The organism is Clostridium sp. D46t1_190503_E9 (assembly GCF_015555225.1).
In the GTDB taxonomy this organism is placed as follows: Bacteria; Bacillota; Clostridia; order Clostridiales; family Clostridiaceae; genus Clostridium.
Genome location: NZ_JADNKB010000005.1, coordinates 148,643 through 166,404, shown reverse-complemented (window position 1 = coordinate 166,404; position 17,762 = coordinate 148,643). Strand labels below are relative to the sequence as shown.

General features: G+C 28.3%; 20 protein-coding genes. All 20 read right to left on the bottom strand.

All coding sequences use genetic code 11. The features are described 5' to 3' along the window. Positions 1-8 precede the first annotated feature (8 nt). Positions 9-1,004 carry a flagellar hook-associated protein FlgL gene (gene flgL / locus I2E83_RS07525; protein ID WP_195264815.1) on the bottom strand — a complete coding sequence of 332 codons (996 nt, stop codon included), beginning with the start codon at positions 1,002-1,004 and terminating at the stop codon, positions 9-11. A gap of 13 nt (positions 1,005-1,017) precedes the next feature. After that, entirely contained in the window at positions 1,018-2,853 is a 1,836-nt protein-coding gene (flgK, locus tag I2E83_RS07520) for a flagellar hook-associated protein FlgK (RefSeq protein WP_195264817.1), read from the bottom strand. A gap of 21 nt (positions 2,854-2,874) precedes the next feature. After that, on the bottom strand, positions 2,875-3,285 hold the full coding sequence (locus I2E83_RS07515; RefSeq protein WP_195264819.1) for a flagellar protein FlgN: 411 nt from the start codon (positions 3,283-3,285) through the stop codon (positions 2,875-2,877). 1 nt (position 3,286) lies between these two features. Beyond that, the gene (locus tag I2E83_RS07510; RefSeq protein WP_195264821.1) at positions 3,287-3,562 is read right to left on the bottom strand and encodes a flagellar biosynthesis anti-sigma factor FlgM; all 276 of its coding nucleotides are present in this window, start codon (positions 3,560-3,562) and stop codon (positions 3,287-3,289) included. A gap of 247 nt (positions 3,563-3,809) precedes the next feature. Next, a complete protein-coding gene (fliY, locus tag I2E83_RS07505; protein WP_195264824.1) occupies positions 3,810-4,916 on the bottom strand; it encodes a flagellar motor switch phosphatase FliY in 1,107 nt (368 codons plus the stop codon). After that, positions 4,909-5,904: a flagellar motor switch protein FliM gene (fliM, locus tag I2E83_RS07500; RefSeq protein ID WP_195264826.1), complete on the bottom strand. Its 996-nt coding sequence runs from the start codon at positions 5,902-5,904 to the stop codon at positions 4,909-4,911. Before fliM ends, fliY begins: the two co-directional genes overlap by 8 nt. A gap of 16 nt (positions 5,905-5,920) precedes the next feature. Beyond that, positions 5,921-6,319 carry a chemotaxis protein CheW gene (locus I2E83_RS07495; protein WP_195264827.1) on the bottom strand — a complete coding sequence of 133 codons (399 nt, stop codon included), beginning with the start codon at positions 6,317-6,319 and terminating at the stop codon, positions 5,921-5,923. Between the two features lie 22 nt (positions 6,320-6,341). Then, complete coding sequence (locus I2E83_RS07490; protein ID WP_142690943.1) at positions 6,342-6,701, bottom strand: response regulator; 360 nt, start codon at positions 6,699-6,701, stop codon at positions 6,342-6,344. A gap of 15 nt (positions 6,702-6,716) precedes the next feature. After that, positions 6,717-7,316 (bottom strand): chemotaxis protein CheC, encoded by a 600-nt coding sequence (locus tag I2E83_RS07485; RefSeq protein ID WP_195264829.1) that lies wholly within the window; start codon positions 7,314-7,316, stop codon positions 6,717-6,719. 14 nt (positions 7,317-7,330) lie between these two features. Beyond that, complete coding sequence (locus tag I2E83_RS07480) at positions 7,331-9,367, bottom strand: chemotaxis protein CheA (protein WP_195264831.1); 2,037 nt, start codon at positions 9,365-9,367, stop codon at positions 7,331-7,333. A gap of 13 nt (positions 9,368-9,380) precedes the next feature. Continuing rightward, on the bottom strand, positions 9,381-10,145 hold the full coding sequence (locus tag I2E83_RS07475; RefSeq protein WP_195264832.1) for a protein-glutamate O-methyltransferase CheR: 765 nt from the start codon (positions 10,143-10,145) through the stop codon (positions 9,381-9,383). 8 nt (positions 10,146-10,153) lie between these two features. Next, positions 10,154-10,744 (bottom strand): CheB methylesterase domain-containing protein, encoded by a 591-nt coding sequence (locus I2E83_RS07470; protein ID WP_195264834.1) that lies wholly within the window; start codon positions 10,742-10,744, stop codon positions 10,154-10,156. Positions 10,745-10,759: 15 nt separating this feature from the next. Continuing rightward, a complete protein-coding gene (locus tag I2E83_RS07465; protein WP_195264836.1) occupies positions 10,760-11,260 on the bottom strand; it encodes a chemotaxis protein CheD in 501 nt (166 codons plus the stop codon). Further along, a complete protein-coding gene (locus tag I2E83_RS07460) occupies positions 11,257-11,703 on the bottom strand; it encodes a chemotaxis protein CheW (RefSeq protein ID WP_195264838.1) in 447 nt (148 codons plus the stop codon). Before I2E83_RS07460 ends, I2E83_RS07465 begins: the two co-directional genes overlap by 4 nt. 17 nt (positions 11,704-11,720) lie before the next feature. After that, positions 11,721-13,490 carry a flagellar assembly protein A gene (locus I2E83_RS07455; RefSeq protein ID WP_195264840.1) on the bottom strand — a complete coding sequence of 590 codons (1,770 nt, stop codon included), beginning with the start codon at positions 13,488-13,490 and terminating at the stop codon, positions 11,721-11,723. Positions 13,491-13,603: 113 nt separating this feature from the next. Then, positions 13,604-14,416: an aminotransferase class IV gene (locus I2E83_RS07450; protein WP_195264842.1), complete on the bottom strand. Its 813-nt coding sequence runs from the start codon at positions 14,414-14,416 to the stop codon at positions 13,604-13,606. Positions 14,417-14,431: 15 nt separating this feature from the next. Then, the gene (locus I2E83_RS07445) at positions 14,432-15,070 is read right to left on the bottom strand and encodes an HAD-IB family hydrolase (protein WP_195264844.1); all 639 of its coding nucleotides are present in this window, start codon (positions 15,068-15,070) and stop codon (positions 14,432-14,434) included. A gap of 171 nt (positions 15,071-15,241) precedes the next feature. Beyond that, entirely contained in the window at positions 15,242-16,435 is a 1,194-nt protein-coding gene (locus I2E83_RS07440) for a pyridoxal phosphate-dependent aminotransferase (RefSeq protein WP_195429328.1), read from the bottom strand. A gap of 16 nt (positions 16,436-16,451) precedes the next feature. Then, a complete protein-coding gene (locus I2E83_RS07435; RefSeq protein WP_195264848.1) occupies positions 16,452-17,276 on the bottom strand; it encodes a PHP domain-containing protein in 825 nt (274 codons plus the stop codon). Positions 17,277-17,391: 115 nt separating this feature from the next. Further along, positions 17,392-17,724 carry a DUF1292 domain-containing protein gene (locus I2E83_RS07430; protein WP_195264850.1) on the bottom strand — a complete coding sequence of 111 codons (333 nt, stop codon included), beginning with the start codon at positions 17,722-17,724 and terminating at the stop codon, positions 17,392-17,394. Between the last annotated feature and the right edge of the window lie 38 nt (positions 17,725-17,762).

Here is a 17,762-nt window from a genome sequence, read left to right as displayed (position 1 = left end):
ATCTTCTCCTATCTTAGGAAATCTAAAAGTGATGGTTGTATTATTTTTGCACTTACTTGAAGTGAAGCCATATATACACTTTGTGCAACTGTAGCTTCTATATTCTTTTCAGCTAAATCTATATCTTCTGTTTGTGATAATATATCTTTTAAATTGAAGTTTTGTTCTTCATTTTGATCTCCAGCTGACTCCATTCTATTTTGCTTTGCTCCAACCTCTGCTCTTACCTTTAAAAGATTAGATATAGTTTCATCCATAACTTTTAGATTTTCATTTGTTACTTTACCACTTATATTAGAATCTTCTGAATCTATATTGTTTGTTATTTCTTTTAATAAGTCCATAACATTAACATCTGCTCCATTTTTATCTTTAAACAATAATAAATCTGTAGCAGATACATTGTAATCCATAGTTACTCCTTGTGAAACTTCTACAGTAAGCTTTTTATTTATCATACTTATTTGATTTTGTACTGATTCATCTGAATTATCAAGTTCTAAAACTTCTCCATCATTTCCACTTAGATGAATAGAATTATTTCCGGTACTTATATCTTTATTAGTTCCAATAGGTTTTGTACTTCCCTTAGTACCACCAAAAATATATTTACCATCAAAGCTACTATTTAATATTTGTGCTATTTCATTTACTTTTTCATTCATTTCATCTTTTATTGCTTTTTTCTCATCACTTCCATATGCAGCATTCCCAGCTGAAACCATTAGTTCTCTAAATCTCCCAAAACTGTTTCCTAATTGCTCTAGCGCAGTATCTGTAGTATCTAACCAATTTGTAGTATCCTTTATATTTTCATTATATTGAGTATTAGCTCCTATATCTCTATGTAGCTGCATACTTCTTGCAACCTTAAAAGGATTGTCAGAAGGTCTTCTAATTTCCTTTCCTGAAGTAAGCTGATCATTTAGTTTTTTCATATAACCTTGATTTCTACCAAGATCCTTTAAGAAGCTTTTACTCATCATTTGATTAGTAATTCTCATTTACTTCTTCCCCCTATCTTTTTAGTCCATTTATTATTACATCTAAAAGTTCATCAACTGTTGATATTATTTTTGCATTTGCATTATAAGCATGTTGGAACTGTACAAGGTTTGCCATTTCTTCATCTAATGATACCCCTGAAACTGAAGCTCTACTTTCTTCTATGCTATATAATAAATCTTCTTGATTTATTACCATTCTTTGAGCCTCTTGTGCTTGAACACCTAGCCTATCAATTGTATCCTTAAAGTAAGAATCCATTTTCATTCCTGATGTACTATTTTCAATTTTCAATCCATTATTTATAAGTGAGTTACCACCCTTATTTTTATCAAATATATCTTTTCTAGATATTACTGTTTCATTTATATCCTGAATTCTAATTAACGAATCTCTTAATTGCGCTATTGACAATGCTCTTGAACCATCACTATCTCCATCCATGTTATTTTCGTGAGTATATGGGAATAAATCATCATGAGTCTTAGTTTTTATTTTCATTACATCTTCTAATATTTCCTTGTTAACAGTTATGTTCTTAGCCGTGATCTCAGATTCTCCTACTAATGTTTCATCTAAATTACTTAAAATACCATTACTTTTATACTTAGCAATATCTTTATTAACGAAGAATGGTATGAAATCTTTCTCTGCCCCAGCAATATTACTTAAAGGATCTTCCATTCCACTATGCACTGCATTTACTGAAAAAGCTATTGATTTTGCTAATTTATTTAATTGTCCCATGTAGTCTTCTATATCTTTTTGTACTGAAACTAACCCATTAACACTACCACTTTCCGGTTTAAATATCATAAGCTCTGAGTAATTGATGACATCTCCATCTTTTATTGGATATCCATCTCCTCTTGCGGCTTGTCCATTATTATCAGCCCATATTATTCTATTATCTTTAATTTCTTTAGCTTGTTCTGGTGTTATACCAGTTACTTTTAGTGTTTGTTTATTAGATTCGCTATCCATATTACCATTTTTATAGTATGTAACTATATACGTCTTGCCTGAAAAATCACTTGAATCTAATTCAACATCTGTTACATATGAAAATCTCGCAACATCTCCATTTGGACTTGAATTTACTAAAAGCGGTGCTTTCATGCTACCTGTTTCTGTTGGCTTTAAATCTATACCATTAAACTCTCTTTTATCTACTTGTATTCCAAACTTGCTACTTAATTGATCTAACAATAAATCTCTTTTATCCATTAAATCATTTGGAGTATTTCCAGATACAGTTACGCTAATTATTTCTTGATTTACCCTATCTAATTGTTCTAAAACACTATTTACTTCTGTAACAGAGCTCTTTAACATATCTTGAGCATTAGCTTGTAAGCCTTCAATCTTTGTATATGTTGCATTTAATGCGTCTGTTAAAGCTGCTGTTTGCTGAGCTACTACAGTTCTTGCATTAGAACTATTTGGCTGTTTTGATAACTCTTGAAATGAATCAAAGAACTTTCCCATTAAAGTTGAAATACCAGTTTCTGATGGTTCATTAAAAACACTTTCTACTTCATATAAAAAATTATTTCTTATATCATATTTTCCTAAAACTGCATTTTCACTTCTTACTTGATAATCCAAAAAATTATCTCTAACTCTTTCTATCGCCTGAATTTGAGCTCCTGTACCAAGCTGTCCTGCTTGTACAGATGAACCCATTGATGTTCCTCCAAAAGGTCTACTTGTTTCTATTTTTGCTCTTTGCCTTGAGTATCCAACAGTATTAGAGTTTGCAATATTATGAGATGTCACATCTATACTTTTTTGTTGTACATTCATTCCTCTTTTTGCTATATTAAATGTTGAAAATAATCCTGACATTCCCTCACCTCCAGTTTCCTACTATCTTTTTATACTTCCATAAGAGTTATAGGTTGGTATATCCCTTTTAGGATTTATTAAATTTAAAAGTTTATTTGTAAAGCTTAGTTGTTGCTTTATTAATAAGTCATTTGTATCTTTTTGAAGAATCATTTCATTTAGTAGATTTTGTATCCTTCTATACCCATTTTCTAATTCTTCATCTTTATAGTTTGATATAATTTCTTTTATGGATTGATTCCCTAATAACCTTCTTCTTCTTACTTCAATTTCAGCAACATCTTTATTTTTTTGTTTTATATCTTCTACTATTGATTCCATTCCAAATATATCTTTGGATATAATTAATTTATATTGTTTATCTAATAGAATTAATAATTCTTTTAACTCTTTTTCTTCATCATAAAGTACATCTCTTAAACTATTTATCATACTATTCTTTTCCTCTCATAGCATCTAACATACTTTTAGCAATAAGCTTTGAATCATAAGTATATGTTCCATTGTAAATGCTATTTTTAACTTCTAAAACTTTTTTTCTATTATCAAAGTTTTTATTATCTATTGAATAATCATTTAATATTTTTGCAGCTTCTGATAATTCAATTCTGTCATAAGTTTCTTTTTTCTCTAACTTTTCAATTTTATTAGAAGTTACCTTATTATAATAGTTAATTCCATTTGCATAACCTATACCTTTAATATTCATAATTTCCTCCTAATAATACTTCTTATATTTATTTATCGTAATTATTAATTATAAGTTTAGACGTTAATTTAAAATTGTTAAATCTATATTTTATATATCCATTTAATATTATTCACTGTTTCTCTCTTAAATTAATATATTTACCTCTAACTTTAATCTAGATATAAATAAAATAGAACCTATATAAATACACTCTTTTTAAGTGTCTATTATATAGGTTCTATTCTTAAATATTTAAATCTATGTATTATTTAAGTGACCTTATTCTGTCAGCTCCACTTACGATACTTGTTATTCTAACTCCAAAGTTCTCATCAACAACAACAACTTCTCCATAAGCTATCTTCTTGCCATTTATTAATACTTCTACTGGTTCTTCTGCAAGTTTATCTAACTCTATTAAAGATCCTGTACTTAAATCCAATATATCCTTAATGCTCTTCTTAGTTCTTCCTAAAACAACTGAAACCTCTAATGGAACATCCAGTATTAAATCAATATTTCTATGTGATTCTCCAACAAGACCTTGTGACAGTGGCTCAAAAGTAGCTCCATGAACTTCTACTGGCTTTTCTACTACATTTTTAGCTACTTTTTCTTCTACTGTATTAACAATAGGCTTTTCTTCTATCTTATATTCTTCTTTATAAATATCTGAAGACTCATAGCTATCATCTATTTCATTTGCAACTTCTTGATCTTCACCCATCATTATTGAAACAATTTTTTTTGCAGTACCTATTGGTAATATTTGCATCATATTTGATTGAAGTAATCCTTCTATAGTTAAATCAAAACAAACTTCAACTATTGGTTCATCTTCTGGGATAGTTTCTGATATATTTTCATTCATATCCTTCCATATCTTTGATTTAGGAGGTGATATATTAACTTCCCTTGCAAACATAGTCGCCATAGAAGTTGCTGCAGAACCTATCATTTGATTCATAGCTTCCTGAACTGCACTAACTTCGATTTCTGATAACGTAGAAGTATTAACTTGTCCATCTCCACCCATCATAAGATTGGCAATTACAGCTGCATCTGTAGTTTGCATTATTAATATGTTTCTTCCAGTTATCCCAGAAACATATTCAACATCTAATATTATATTAGGATAATCAAATCCATTTTTTATTTCTTTTAATGTTGTAATCCTAACCTTAGGTGTTGTTATATTTACTTGCTTATTTATAAGTTGATAAAGAGCCGTTGAAGCTGATCCCATGGAAATATTCCCTATTTCACCTAACAGATCTTTCTCTATTTCTGATATTAACTCTGGTTTTTCACTATCTGTAGCACCATTTAACAATGAATCTATTTCTTCTTGAGACAAAAACCCATTACTCATTCTCAATCACATCCTTATCTAAAATATCTAAAAGTTGTATCCCCATATTTTTACCTATAATTCCTGGTTTAGCTATAAAACATTCTTCATTTTCTACAAAAACTCTTACAGGATCACTGCATTGAGAATTTAATAATAAGACATCTCCATTAACTAACTCTAAAAAATCATCAACAGTTATCTCTGTTTTTCCAAGTTCAACATGCATATTCACTTCTACAGGATCTATTCCCTTTTTGAGCTTTTCTCTAGCCTCATCTTGTAATTCTGATTCATCAGTTTTAAACCAATATTGTACAACAAGCTTATCTAATACTTTTTCAATACTTAGATATGGAATACATAAGTTCATATATGTTGTACTTTTACCTAACTCAACTAAAAAGCTAAGCAAAGCAACAGGCTCATTTGGTGCTAAAGTTTGATTAGCTGATGGATTAGTTTCAAGTCCTTCAAATTCCGGCTTCACTTCTAATATTCCATCCCAAGCTAAGATTAAAGACTTAATCATTTCTGAAGTTATATTTGATAAAATATTTTTATCTATTTCTGAAAACTCTTTTGCCTTTTCATCCCTATCCCCTGTTCCTCCTAAAAGTATATCTAATACTTGGAATGAAAATTGTGGATTCATTTCAAGTAATATGTTTCCTTGTAGTGGTGGCATCTTAAATATAGTAAGTATAGTTGGATTAGGAATAGAGTGCACAAACTCTTCATATGTTATCTGCTCCACACTTTGGATATCTACTTTGACATGCTTTCTAAGTTGACCTGAAAGGTAATTACTTATTATTCTTGCAAAAGCGTCATGAACCATTTCTAATGTCCTAATGTGATCCTTAGAAAACTTCTGAGGACTTCTGAAGTCATACTTTTTTATTTTATGTTTTTCTTCTTTTTCTTTTAGCTGTTCTGGTTCAACATCTCCTGTAGATAGGGCAGAAAGAAGAGCATCTATTTCGCTCTGACTTAAAACCTCTGCCATTTCTCTCCCTCATTTCCTAGTAATTTAGTAGCTTTTCTATATCTATAATTGTTAGTAATCTTCCTTCTAAGTCAATTACTCCTTTTATATAAACTTCAGTATTATGCGTTTCTAACCTTTGCAGTTTATCTTCATCTATATCTATTACTTCTTCAACTTCATCTACAGATATGCCTATTTCTTCTTCGTCAACCTTTAATATTATTATGTTATTTTGTTCTTTTTCTGATTCTATATTAAGTAATAAATTAACATCAACTAAAGATTTTATGCTACCTCTTAGGTTTATTAAACCTCTTATATAATTTGGAGCCTTAGGCACCCTTGTTATAGTCATCATATCATTGATACTTAATATTTTATCTGTCTCTACTGCAAAATGTTCTTCTCCTAATTTAAATACTACAAATTGCATTTAACTTGCCTCCTAAATAGTTTTAACCAACTACCTTTCTTATTGCTTCTAAAACTCTATCTGCTTGGAATGGTTTCACAATAAAGTCTTTTGCACCAGACTTAATTGCATCCATAACCATTGATTGTTGTCCCATAGCTGAACACATAATTATCTTTGCTCCTGGATCGAATGATCTTATTTCTTTTACTGCCTCAATTCCATCCATATCTGGCATAGTAATATCCATTGTAACAACATCCGGATTTTCTTTTTTATATAAATTTACTGCTTCTATACCATTACAAGCTTCCCCTACTACTTCAAATCCATTTTTTTGTAGTATATCCTTTATCATCATTCTCATAAAAGCTGCATCGTCCACTATTAAAACTTTTGTCATTTTAATCCCTCCAAATTATCTTATTCCTAATGATTCTAAAATTTTTTCTAATGATCCTGGAGCTGGAACAAAATAAAAATGTCCTTCTATTTTGTTATCTCCTTCTCCCATAAATAATGTTTCTATATCTAAAACATACTCTTCGTGTTGCCCTGTTTCAACGAATGTTGAAACAAGTATTGCACTTAGCATATCATTAGCTACTGCAGGTACTGAGGCAGTTGCCTTTAGCCCTGTAAAATTTGCAATTGCATTCATAAAAGATGAGGATATTATATTCCCAATCTCCCCTATAACTGAAATGCCCATCTCAGTAAAAGTTTTTTCATCTTTATAAGTCATTTTTGATATCATATTTAATGCTACGTCTTCTTCAAATATATAAAGGACACTTCCGGGAATATCGTCAAGTACTTTCACCAATACAGCTACAACTTCATTTTCTCTGCAACTATTAAATAACTCATCGAATTCTATTAAGTTCATATTTGGAACTGACATATCAATTTTAGTTCCAAGTAGCATTGATAGAGCTGTTGCTGAATTTCCTGCTCCTATATTAGAAACTTCCCTTAATGCATCCAATTGAAATGAAGTTAAATTCTTGTATTCCATAAAAATCCTCCCTTCTAAATCAATGCCGCCACATCAAGAATTAATGTTACTAATCCATTTCCAAGTATTGTAGCTCCAATATATTCTTTTAAGGATCTTAAAGTTTTGCCTAAAGGCTTAATTACTATTTCCTGTTGACCAAATAATGAATCAACAAGTAATCCTACTGTTTTTTCTCCAACTTTTACTATAATAATGAACTTCTTTTTACTTTCTTTATTTTCGATTCCAAGTCTCTCATTTAATCTTATAAGAGGTATAATACTATCTCTATAAACTATTACTTCCTCTCCATTTGTCTTTTTAATATTTTCTTCTTTATAATCTATAACTCTATCAATAAATCCTAATGATATAGCAAGAGTTTCATCACCCACCTTAACCAAAAGTGCTTGAATTATTTGAAGTGTTAAAGGTAACTTTATTATAAAACTTGACCCTTTTCCCTCTTCACTAACAACATCTACAGTACCACCTAGTGAGGAAATTTTTGTTTTAACAACATCCATTCCAACACCTCTACCCGATATATCTGTAACTACAGTATTTGTACTAAAACCTTGAGCAAATATTAAGTTCCTAATGTCATTGTCACTTAATCCTTCTGTATTTATTCCTATTTTTTCGGCTTTAGCCTTTACTTTTTCAATACTAATTCCTGCTCCATCATCACTAACTTTTATTAAAGCCTTAGTTCCTTCTTGATAAGCAACTAGTTTTATTTTTCCAACAGGATCTTTGCCATTTGCAATTCTTTCTTCTTTAGTTTCTATACCATGATCGGCTGCATTCCTTAAAAGATGTATTAACGGTTCTCCAATTTCGTCTATAACAGTTCTATCTAATTCTGTTTCTGATCCTTCTATAATGAAATTTATCTCTTTTTTAAGTTCTAAAGATAAATCTCTTATCATTCTAGGGAATCTATTAAATACTACTTCCAACGGAAGCATTCTTATCTTCATAACTAAATCTTGCAAATCTGATGTTGTTCTCTCAACTTGCTCTAATGTTTCTATTAGTTCTTGAGACTTATCATTAATTACAATTTGTTCTAATCTAGTTCTGTATATAACAAGTTCTGATACCATATTCATTAGCTTATCTATTCTTTGTAAGTCAACTCTAACTGATTGATGCGCTCTCTTATTATTATCTTTTTTCTTATCTTGCTTTTCTATTTTATCACTTGATATATTATCTTTTATATGAATCTTCTCTATTCCACTTATTATTTCATCTTTTAATGTAGTTTCTTCATCTTGATAAATATCTTCAATAGAAACATAAGATGTTTCTACTTTTCTTACTTCTGAAATATTGCTTACTATTTCATTAACTTCTTCTTTTGATCTAGTAGTAATTAAAACAAATATCAATTCTGTATCAAACTGTTCATTTTCTATATCTTCTGTAGAAGGAAAAGATTTTAATATTTCCCCTTGCGCTTCAAGTTCTTGAACAATTAAAAATGCTCTTGCTGATTTTAATAATGTATCATCTCTTAATATTATTTTAACGTTAACTCCATTAAATCCGTTTTGTTTTGCTTGCTTTAAGACTGATAAATCATATTCATTTAAACCTATATTAATAGATTCATTTGTTAATTTACTATCCTGTTCACTATTATATTTTTCTGTTATATACTCTTGTTTAGCTATTGACACTTCCTTGCTTCCAACATTTTCTAGAGACTTCATTATATTTTCTATTTCAATCTCTTCGTCATTGCCTTCTTCTATATTTCTAACCATTCTTTCTAAAGTATCTAAACAATCAAATAAAACTGTAACAACATTTCTACTAACTTGTAACTTGCCTTCTCTAAACTTTGATAGCACGTCTTCCATTTTATGAGTTAACTCAGCTATATTGCTAAATCCCATTGTTGCAGCCATACCCTTTATCGTATGAGCTACCCTAAATATTTCATTTACTTTATCTATATTTTCTGGTTCTTGCTCTAAATCTAATAAAGCTTCATTTAAGGTTTGTAAATTATCCATTGACTCTTCTAAAAACATTCCCATATATTGAGATACGTCCATTTTATTCACCCCTTTATACTCTTTTATAAATAAAAGTAGAAACTTTCTCTAATCCATAATCTTTATAATTATAAATACTTTCTGTTGCGCCAACAAATAGTAATCCACCCTTTTTTAAAGAGCTTGAAAATTTTTTAAATATCTCTTTTTTAACTTCATTTTTAAAATATATTATTACATTTCTACATACTATCAAATCAAAATCTTTTTCATAGTTATCTAAAATTAAGTCATGCTTTTTAAATATAACCATGGATTTTATATTATTATTTATTAAAAATTTATCTTTTTCTAATTGGAAATACTTTTTCATATAATCTTCACTTACATTTTTCATCTCAGCTTGTACATATTCTCCAAGCTTTGCTCTATTCAATATAGTATTATCTATATCTGTTGCAATTATAGTATTCCTTCCAATAGGATTTAGCTCATTCACCATCATTGCAATACTATATGGCTCACACCCTATTGAACAAGCAGCACTCCAAATTTTCAATTTATTATTATTTAAAAGATAAGATTTTAAGTTTTTTTCTAATTCTTTAAATAGTTCTGGATTTCTAAAAAACTCTGTAACATTTATAGTTATAAAATCTAAAAACCTCTGTCTTTCTTTATTATTAGATAGTAAAAGCCTCTTGTAATCATCTAATGATTTTATATCTATTCTTGACATCAAGCTTCCAATTCTTCTATTTAATTGTTCTTGCTTATATGCGTTTAAATTAATATTGAACTCTCTATATATCCAATTATGAAATTCTGTAAAGTCCATATCTCCTCCTAAGTTGCATTAACTAAACTTCTTATCTTTGCTGCAATATTATTTATAGAAAGTACATAATCTACACATCCTGTTTCATAAGATACTTTTGGCATCCCATAAATAACAGAACTAGCTTCATCTTGTGCTATAGTTATACCTTTATTCATTTTTACAACTACAGTTCCCTCTGCTCCATCTTTTCCCATTCCTGTTAGTACAACAGATATTACTCTACTAGCATATACAGTAGATGCTGATATAAATAATTTATCTACAGCAGGCCTTACTCCCCAGATTGCGTCATCAGTATTAAGCTTTAAAATACCGGACTTCTGGACTATCATATGAAATCCACCTGGAGCTATATATATTTTGTTTTTCTCTATCTTCATTCCATCTTCTGCTTCTAAAACATGTAATGAGCATTTTTTATTTAATCTTTCAGCAAATGCTTTTGTAAACCCACTTGGCATATGCTGAACAACTAAAACAGATACATTTAAATCTTTAGTTAATTCCGTAATTACTCTTTCTATTGCCTTCGGTCCACCTGTTGATGCACCTATTAAAATTATATCCCGCCTGTTATTTATGTCATTATGTATCAATAGTGCATGCACCTCCTATAGTCTTCTTAGACTATTTCCAATACTCTTAATTATAACTGCACCATCTTCACTCTCTAAAATCATAGTTCTTCCTTTGTTTCCTCCTATATCTTCTCCTATTATTGGAATAGATAAATTTCTTATAGATTCAATTACAGCAGTACTATTTCTTTTTCCTACATCACTAATAATTTTCTTATCTGGGAAGTTAAACATTGATGCTCCCCCTGCAATTTTGGCTACAATATTATCTTTTCTACACCCAAGAGATAGCATTTTTTCTAGTAAATTTTGAATTCCCAAATCTGCATATTTAAAAGGATTTAATATATTCTTGAATTGTGTGCTATCTGGTAACATTATGTGAACAAGTCCTGCAATTTTCTTTTCTTTATCATATAAGGCTATTCCAACACATGATCCAAGTCCCATCGTTATTAGTTTATCTGGGGCAGATACAATAGCTCCATCGGCTATTCCAACTCTAACCTCTTTTTTTTCTTCCAATTTTGTCACCCCTGAAAAATACTCTCTTCTTCTTCTACTGTTAGTATTTTTTCTAAATCTAACATTATGATTATGTTGTTGTTTTTCTTTATTAATCCTTTTATATATTTCTTTGAAATTAAAGTTGAAAGACTTTCTGGATTATTTATTTCCTCATCAAATATACTAAGAACTTCACTAACACTATCTACTGATATTCCAAATTTCCCTGTATTTCTTTTTACAACTATTATTTTTTTATCTAAACTATTTTCTAATTTTAATTTGAATTTATTTGCAAGATTTATAATAGGTAAAACTCCATTTTCATAGTTAATAACACCATCCAAAAAACTTGGTGAATCAGGCAAAATAGTTGGTTCCTCATACCCTAAAATTCTCTCTACTTCCATTATATCAGTAGCATAGAATTCATTACCTAATTTAAAAACTAAAATTTTTATCTCCTTCATTCCCTTTTCTTTTCCTCCTATAGAAGTAATTTATCCACAATTAAACTGCCATCTTTATCTATATATGCATGTACATTTTTAGACGGCTTTTCTAAGATATATTTTTTATTTCCTATAATAAAAATAGTGTTATGATATGCAACATCTACATTTATTTCTCCATCTTTATCTACTTCTAATTTCGTAAATACTCCTGAATCACTTCCTACTATTGAAGCCTTAATTAATTTTCCTGATTTTAAGTGACCTCCTCTACAGACAGAAGACTTAAGACAAAAATTAATATTACCAGATGAATTTAATTGGCTAGTAAATAAACCTTTTCCTATTATATTTATATCTCCTGTAACACTTATCTCAGATTCTTGTGCATACTCAATTGTTAAGTCTGATGTTGTTATAACATCCTTTTCCAAATCTTCTAATTCCTTAGCAACTTGATAAATTATATTCTCTATTTCATTAATATCCTTTATAGTGCTAGGACCAGCGCCCATAAGTTTTGATTTAGCCAATTCTACAACAATAGAGTTATAGCAATTATCTTGCATGGCATTTGAAATTATTTTGATGCATGTTTTAGGGATATTTTTATATTTAGTTTCAATTAGCGATTTAATTATCATTCCATCTGTTATATTGCTCTTAATCAAATTATTATCTTTTAGATATATAGAGTTTTTTAATAAAGATTCTAAATCATTCTTAATTTCTTTTAATGCTTTAACTCTCTTTTCTTTAATTAAATTGGTTCCTCCAACTTCAACTTTAGAGTTAACTATATTTCCAGTAATTTCAGATGTATCTTTTGCATCAATAAATCCACCAAATACTCCATTTTTTATAGCAAGGCTACCTCCTGCAGTAACTTTCATTCCTTCAGTAACCTTGCCATTTATTTGCACACTTGATGGAAATTTAATATTTCCACTTAAAATTGTAACATCATCATTTAATACATATATAGGCTCAACTCCTATAGTATTCTTACTAAAATATGGCTTTCCAGAAATAGTTGAAATTATTAAATTATCTTTTATCTTACATCCTTGTCCCGCTGAAAAATTACTTTTCTTTTTAGCCTTTCCTGGTATTCGTTGTGAAAAAACATTTTTTCCATCAACACCATTCTCTCCCTTTATAATCTCGGCTAAAACTTCGTTAGCTTTAACACTTGTTATAGAATTAAACTCCCTATAATCTATTTTTTCTGTATTTTCATCTATTTCTAATTTATTATTTGAATTAAAAAACACGTTTATTTTGTCTTCAATAGGAAGTTTTTCCTTTATTCCTTGTGCTATTAATTTATTTTCAATTTCTCTATTAGACACAATATATTTTATAATTTCATTATCTATACCATAAGATATACCCTTATCTTTTAATAAAGTAAACAGCTCAGATTCTGTTATTATAGGTGCATCTATTCCTTCTTCAACATCTACATCTAATGATAAGATATTACTTTCCTTTGAATCTTTCAAATAATAAACTAATTCCTTATTATATGTAATTGAAATATACGCTTCTGTTTTATCATCATTAAATCTTATATCAATAAGACGTTGTGCTTTTTCTTTTAACCCTTTAAAGTCTATAATGTCTACCGCTTTTATAATAGATTGCTTGGTTACCTTTTCTCCATTTATATATAACTCTCCATTTATAGGCGGCAAAATGGTTGCATATTTCCCATTTCCAACTGGATTTCTAATTACTATTTTTCTATCTTTAACATAGACAGTTCCATCAATGTTATTGACCTTATTATAATTTTCTTCCATACCCAAGCCCCCATTGCATATATATGGTAATAAATTTACCAGTTTAATAATACCATAATTTAAAATATTTTTGAATAGACATAAATCTTTTAAAAATACAAAAAACTCTTATTTTATCTAAATTGATTAACATATATTTTTATCTCTTCATCAAAACTTTTAATTAATTTTTGCATTTTTTTATTTTCAATATTAAAATTAATTTTATCAACTTTAGAAATCGGTAATATTTTAGGTGATGTTCCAGATATAAACATTGCATCAATACTTTCCAATTGATCAAAATTTATTTTTCTTTCTTCAAAACTTATACCTAAGCTTTTAGCTAATGATATAATTCTACCTCTTGTCACCCCTGGTAAAACATCATCTAATGGAGAAGTGTATAATGTATCTTGTTTAATCATAAATATATTTGACTTACTTCCTTCTGTTATAAATCCATTTGAATTTACAAGTATTGCTTCGAAAACATTTGCTTTCTTAATTTCATCATTTACTTTTTGTCTAAAATTACTATCAATTACCTTAGCATTAGGATTTGTTCTTTCTCCATGATAAAGTATAGTCTCCACTCCATTTTTATACATATCTTCGGTTGGATAACTATGCTTAATACTAAAGACTTTCATAGTATCACTTTGTATATCAAATGTAAGTTTAATATTTCCACACTCTACATTATTTGCTTCAATTAACCTTATAAGATAATCTTTTATTTTATCATATTTATAAGAAAATGTTTTTCCCATAAGCCTAAAAGATGATTCCAATCTCTTAATATGATCTTCGTAGAATAATGGAACTCTATCTATAACTCGTATAACTTCATATATGATTCTGTTTTTTTCTGTTGAATCACTTGTATAATTGTTTATCTCTTCTAAATGTCCATCTTCTAAATAATATTTTAAAATAGCTTCCATAAGTAACTCCTCCTCTTATTTCCATTTTAATACTTCAAAATTATTTTTCTTTTTATAATTTATTAAATAACCATTTCCAACTAAATCTAATAATGGTTTATCTGATAAGGAATCTGAAAACATATAGGAATTTTTAAAATCAACTTTGATATTTTCTTTTGCTAGTACTTCTTTAAGCCTTCTTACTTTTTCCTCCCCCTTACAGTTTTCACCTTCCATTTTTCTTATAAACTTACCACTATCTATAGTAAATTTTGTTCCTATCACCATATCTACTTCTTTTATAGCGTAAAATTCTTTTAAATAAAATTCTGGAGATGCAGATATTAAATATACCTTATATCCTTGACTTTTTAAATCTTTCATCATTTTTATAGCATCTTTATATAATATATTCTCTAAAACATCTCTATAAAAACCTTTCACTAATATAGCTAAATCATTTTCATCTATACCATCTATAAATTTAAGGAAACTCTCCTTTACTCTCTTTTCATCATAAACCTTTATAGAATACATAACTCCACTATATAAAGCTCTTGGAAGAAATTTAATATTTCTTATATCTTTTTTAATAACATATTTATATAATTGCATTAAAGTTTCTTTTTTAGTTATAGTATAGTCTACATCAAATATTGCTAATTTATCCATTATCATTCCTCCTAAGCTAATTCATTATTAATTATATACTATAATTTGCTATAATTAAACAAATTAGTAACTGAATTGACTTAAATATAAAATAATATTAACTTTATTATTATTCTATAAAAAAAATATTACCACAGGATCACTGTAGTAATATTTATATTTTTTAATCTATCAAACTAATTTTTGCAAATATTTATCTAATCTATTTAATCCTTCTTCTATTATTTCCATAGATGTTGCATAAGATAATCTAATATAATTATCTAATCCAAAAGCAATTCCTGGTATTACTGCAACATTTTCTTCATTTAATAAACTTTTTGAAAAATCTAGAGATGAATTAATCATCTTATCATTAATTTTTTTACCAAAATACCTCTCTACACATACCATTATATAAAAAGCACCCTTAGGTCTTATAATTGATAACCCATCAATTTTATTAATTCTATCAATCATATAATTTCTTCTTTTTTCAAATTCTTTTATCATTATTTTTATGCTATCTTGTGGTCCATTTAAAGCTTCAATTGCAGTATACTGAGATATAGAGTTTACATTTGACGTAACATGACTTTGAACACTACTCATTAACTTAGCAATTTTCTTACTAGATGCAGAATATCCTACTCTCCACCCTGTCATTGCATATGCTTTTGATAATCCATTAATTACTATCGTTCTTTCATAAGAATCTTTTGATATAGCTGCTATGCTAATATGATTTGCATTATCGTATATCAGCTTTTCATATATTTCATCTGATATTATTATTAAATCATATTCCTTAGCTAATTCTGCAATTTCAGTTAATTCTTCCTTTGTATATATACTACCAGTTGGATTATTGGGACTATTTACTAATATTGCTTTTGTTCTATTTGTAATTGATTTTCTAAGCTCATCAACTGTATATTTGTAATCATTTTCCTTAGTAGTATTTATAAATAAAGGAATCCCACCAGCTAATTTCACAAGTTCTGGATAACTTACCCAATAAGGAGTTGGTATTATCACTTCATCCCCTTCATTCAATATAGCTAAAAAAGTATTTGCCAAACTTTGCTTAGCTCCTGTAGATACCACTATCTGATCTGCATCATAATTTAATTCATTATCTTTTTTTAATTTATTACAAATAGCTTTCCTTAAATCTAAAATACCACTTGTAGGCGTATATTTCGTCTTTCCATCTCTCATGGCTTTTATAGCAGCTTCTATTATATTTTCTGGAGTATTAAAATCTGGCTCTCCTGCCCCAAAGCTTACTACATCCACCCCTGATTCTTTTAACTCTTTTGCCTTTGCTGTAATTTCTAGTGTTATTGATGGATTAATTCCCATTGCTTTTTTAGATAAATCCATTTTGATACCCCCCAATTTACTTTTTAAAATTTATTAATTTTTTTAGTAAAGCTTCATTTATCCCATAGCTTCCTATTAAATTTTCATTATAACATTCTTTACCATGATAATCACTTCCACCAGTTATAAATAATTTATGTTTTTTACATAAATTATAAAAATTATTGGTTTGTTCTCTACTATGACTAGGGTGATATACTTCTACACCTCTTAAACCATAAAACTTAAAATCTTTAATTATATTTTCTATAGCTAATCCTTTATATATCTGACCTGGGTGAGCCAAAACTGCAACTCCTCCCGAGCTATTTATAACTTGTATAGCATCTTTATAATTAAGCTTAAAACCTTTAACATATGCAGGCTTTCCTTTAACTAAAAAGTTAGTAAAAGCAGCTTTATAACTATCAAAATATCCTTTTTTCACCATAGCATTAGCAACATGACTTCTTCCTATCACTGTAGAATCTAAATCAATAGCAAGCTCATCTAAAGTTAAATGGATATCATTCTTTCTTAATTTAAAAAGAATTTCTTCTATTCTTTCTATTCTAGCTTTATTTAATCTATTTACTGTTTCATTTAAATTTTTATTTTTTATATCAATAAAATATCCTAATATATGAATTTCTAAATCATCATATTCAGTGCTTAATTCTATTCCAGATATTATATTTATATCATCGGATTTATTTTCTACTATATATTGCGAAGCTATCGAATCATGATCTGTAATAGAAATACTTTTCACACCTAGACTTTTTGCTTTATCCACAATTTCTTCTGGTGTCATACTACCATCTGAATAACTTGAATGAATATGTAAATCTGCATAGTTCATTTTAACACCTTATTTCTTAAGTATATATTAAAAATATATCATTATTAATATAAAATGACAATTAAAAAGTAAACATAAATAAAAGAAGTGCCAAAATTGGCACTTCTTTTATTTATTACTCAGCTAAATCTTCACTATAGAACTTTGATACTCTATCAAATTCTTCTTCTTCTGGAATTATTAATTCTCCATCTTCATTTGATCTAAATAAGTAAACTGAATCTTCATTTGGATCTTGAGCTAAAATATACTCATTTTCTTCAAATTCGAAGGCATCTATAATTGGACATGATATAACATTTCCATTATCATCTTCTAAGTCTACAACAAAGTGTTCATGATGGTCTTCTCCACATCCGCATCCTTCATGATGTTCATGATCGTGATCGTGACCACATCCACATTCCATTTCTTCTTCGTGGCATCCACATTTCTTTTCGTTATCCATTAAAATAATCCTCCTTCAATAGATTATGATTCTATTTA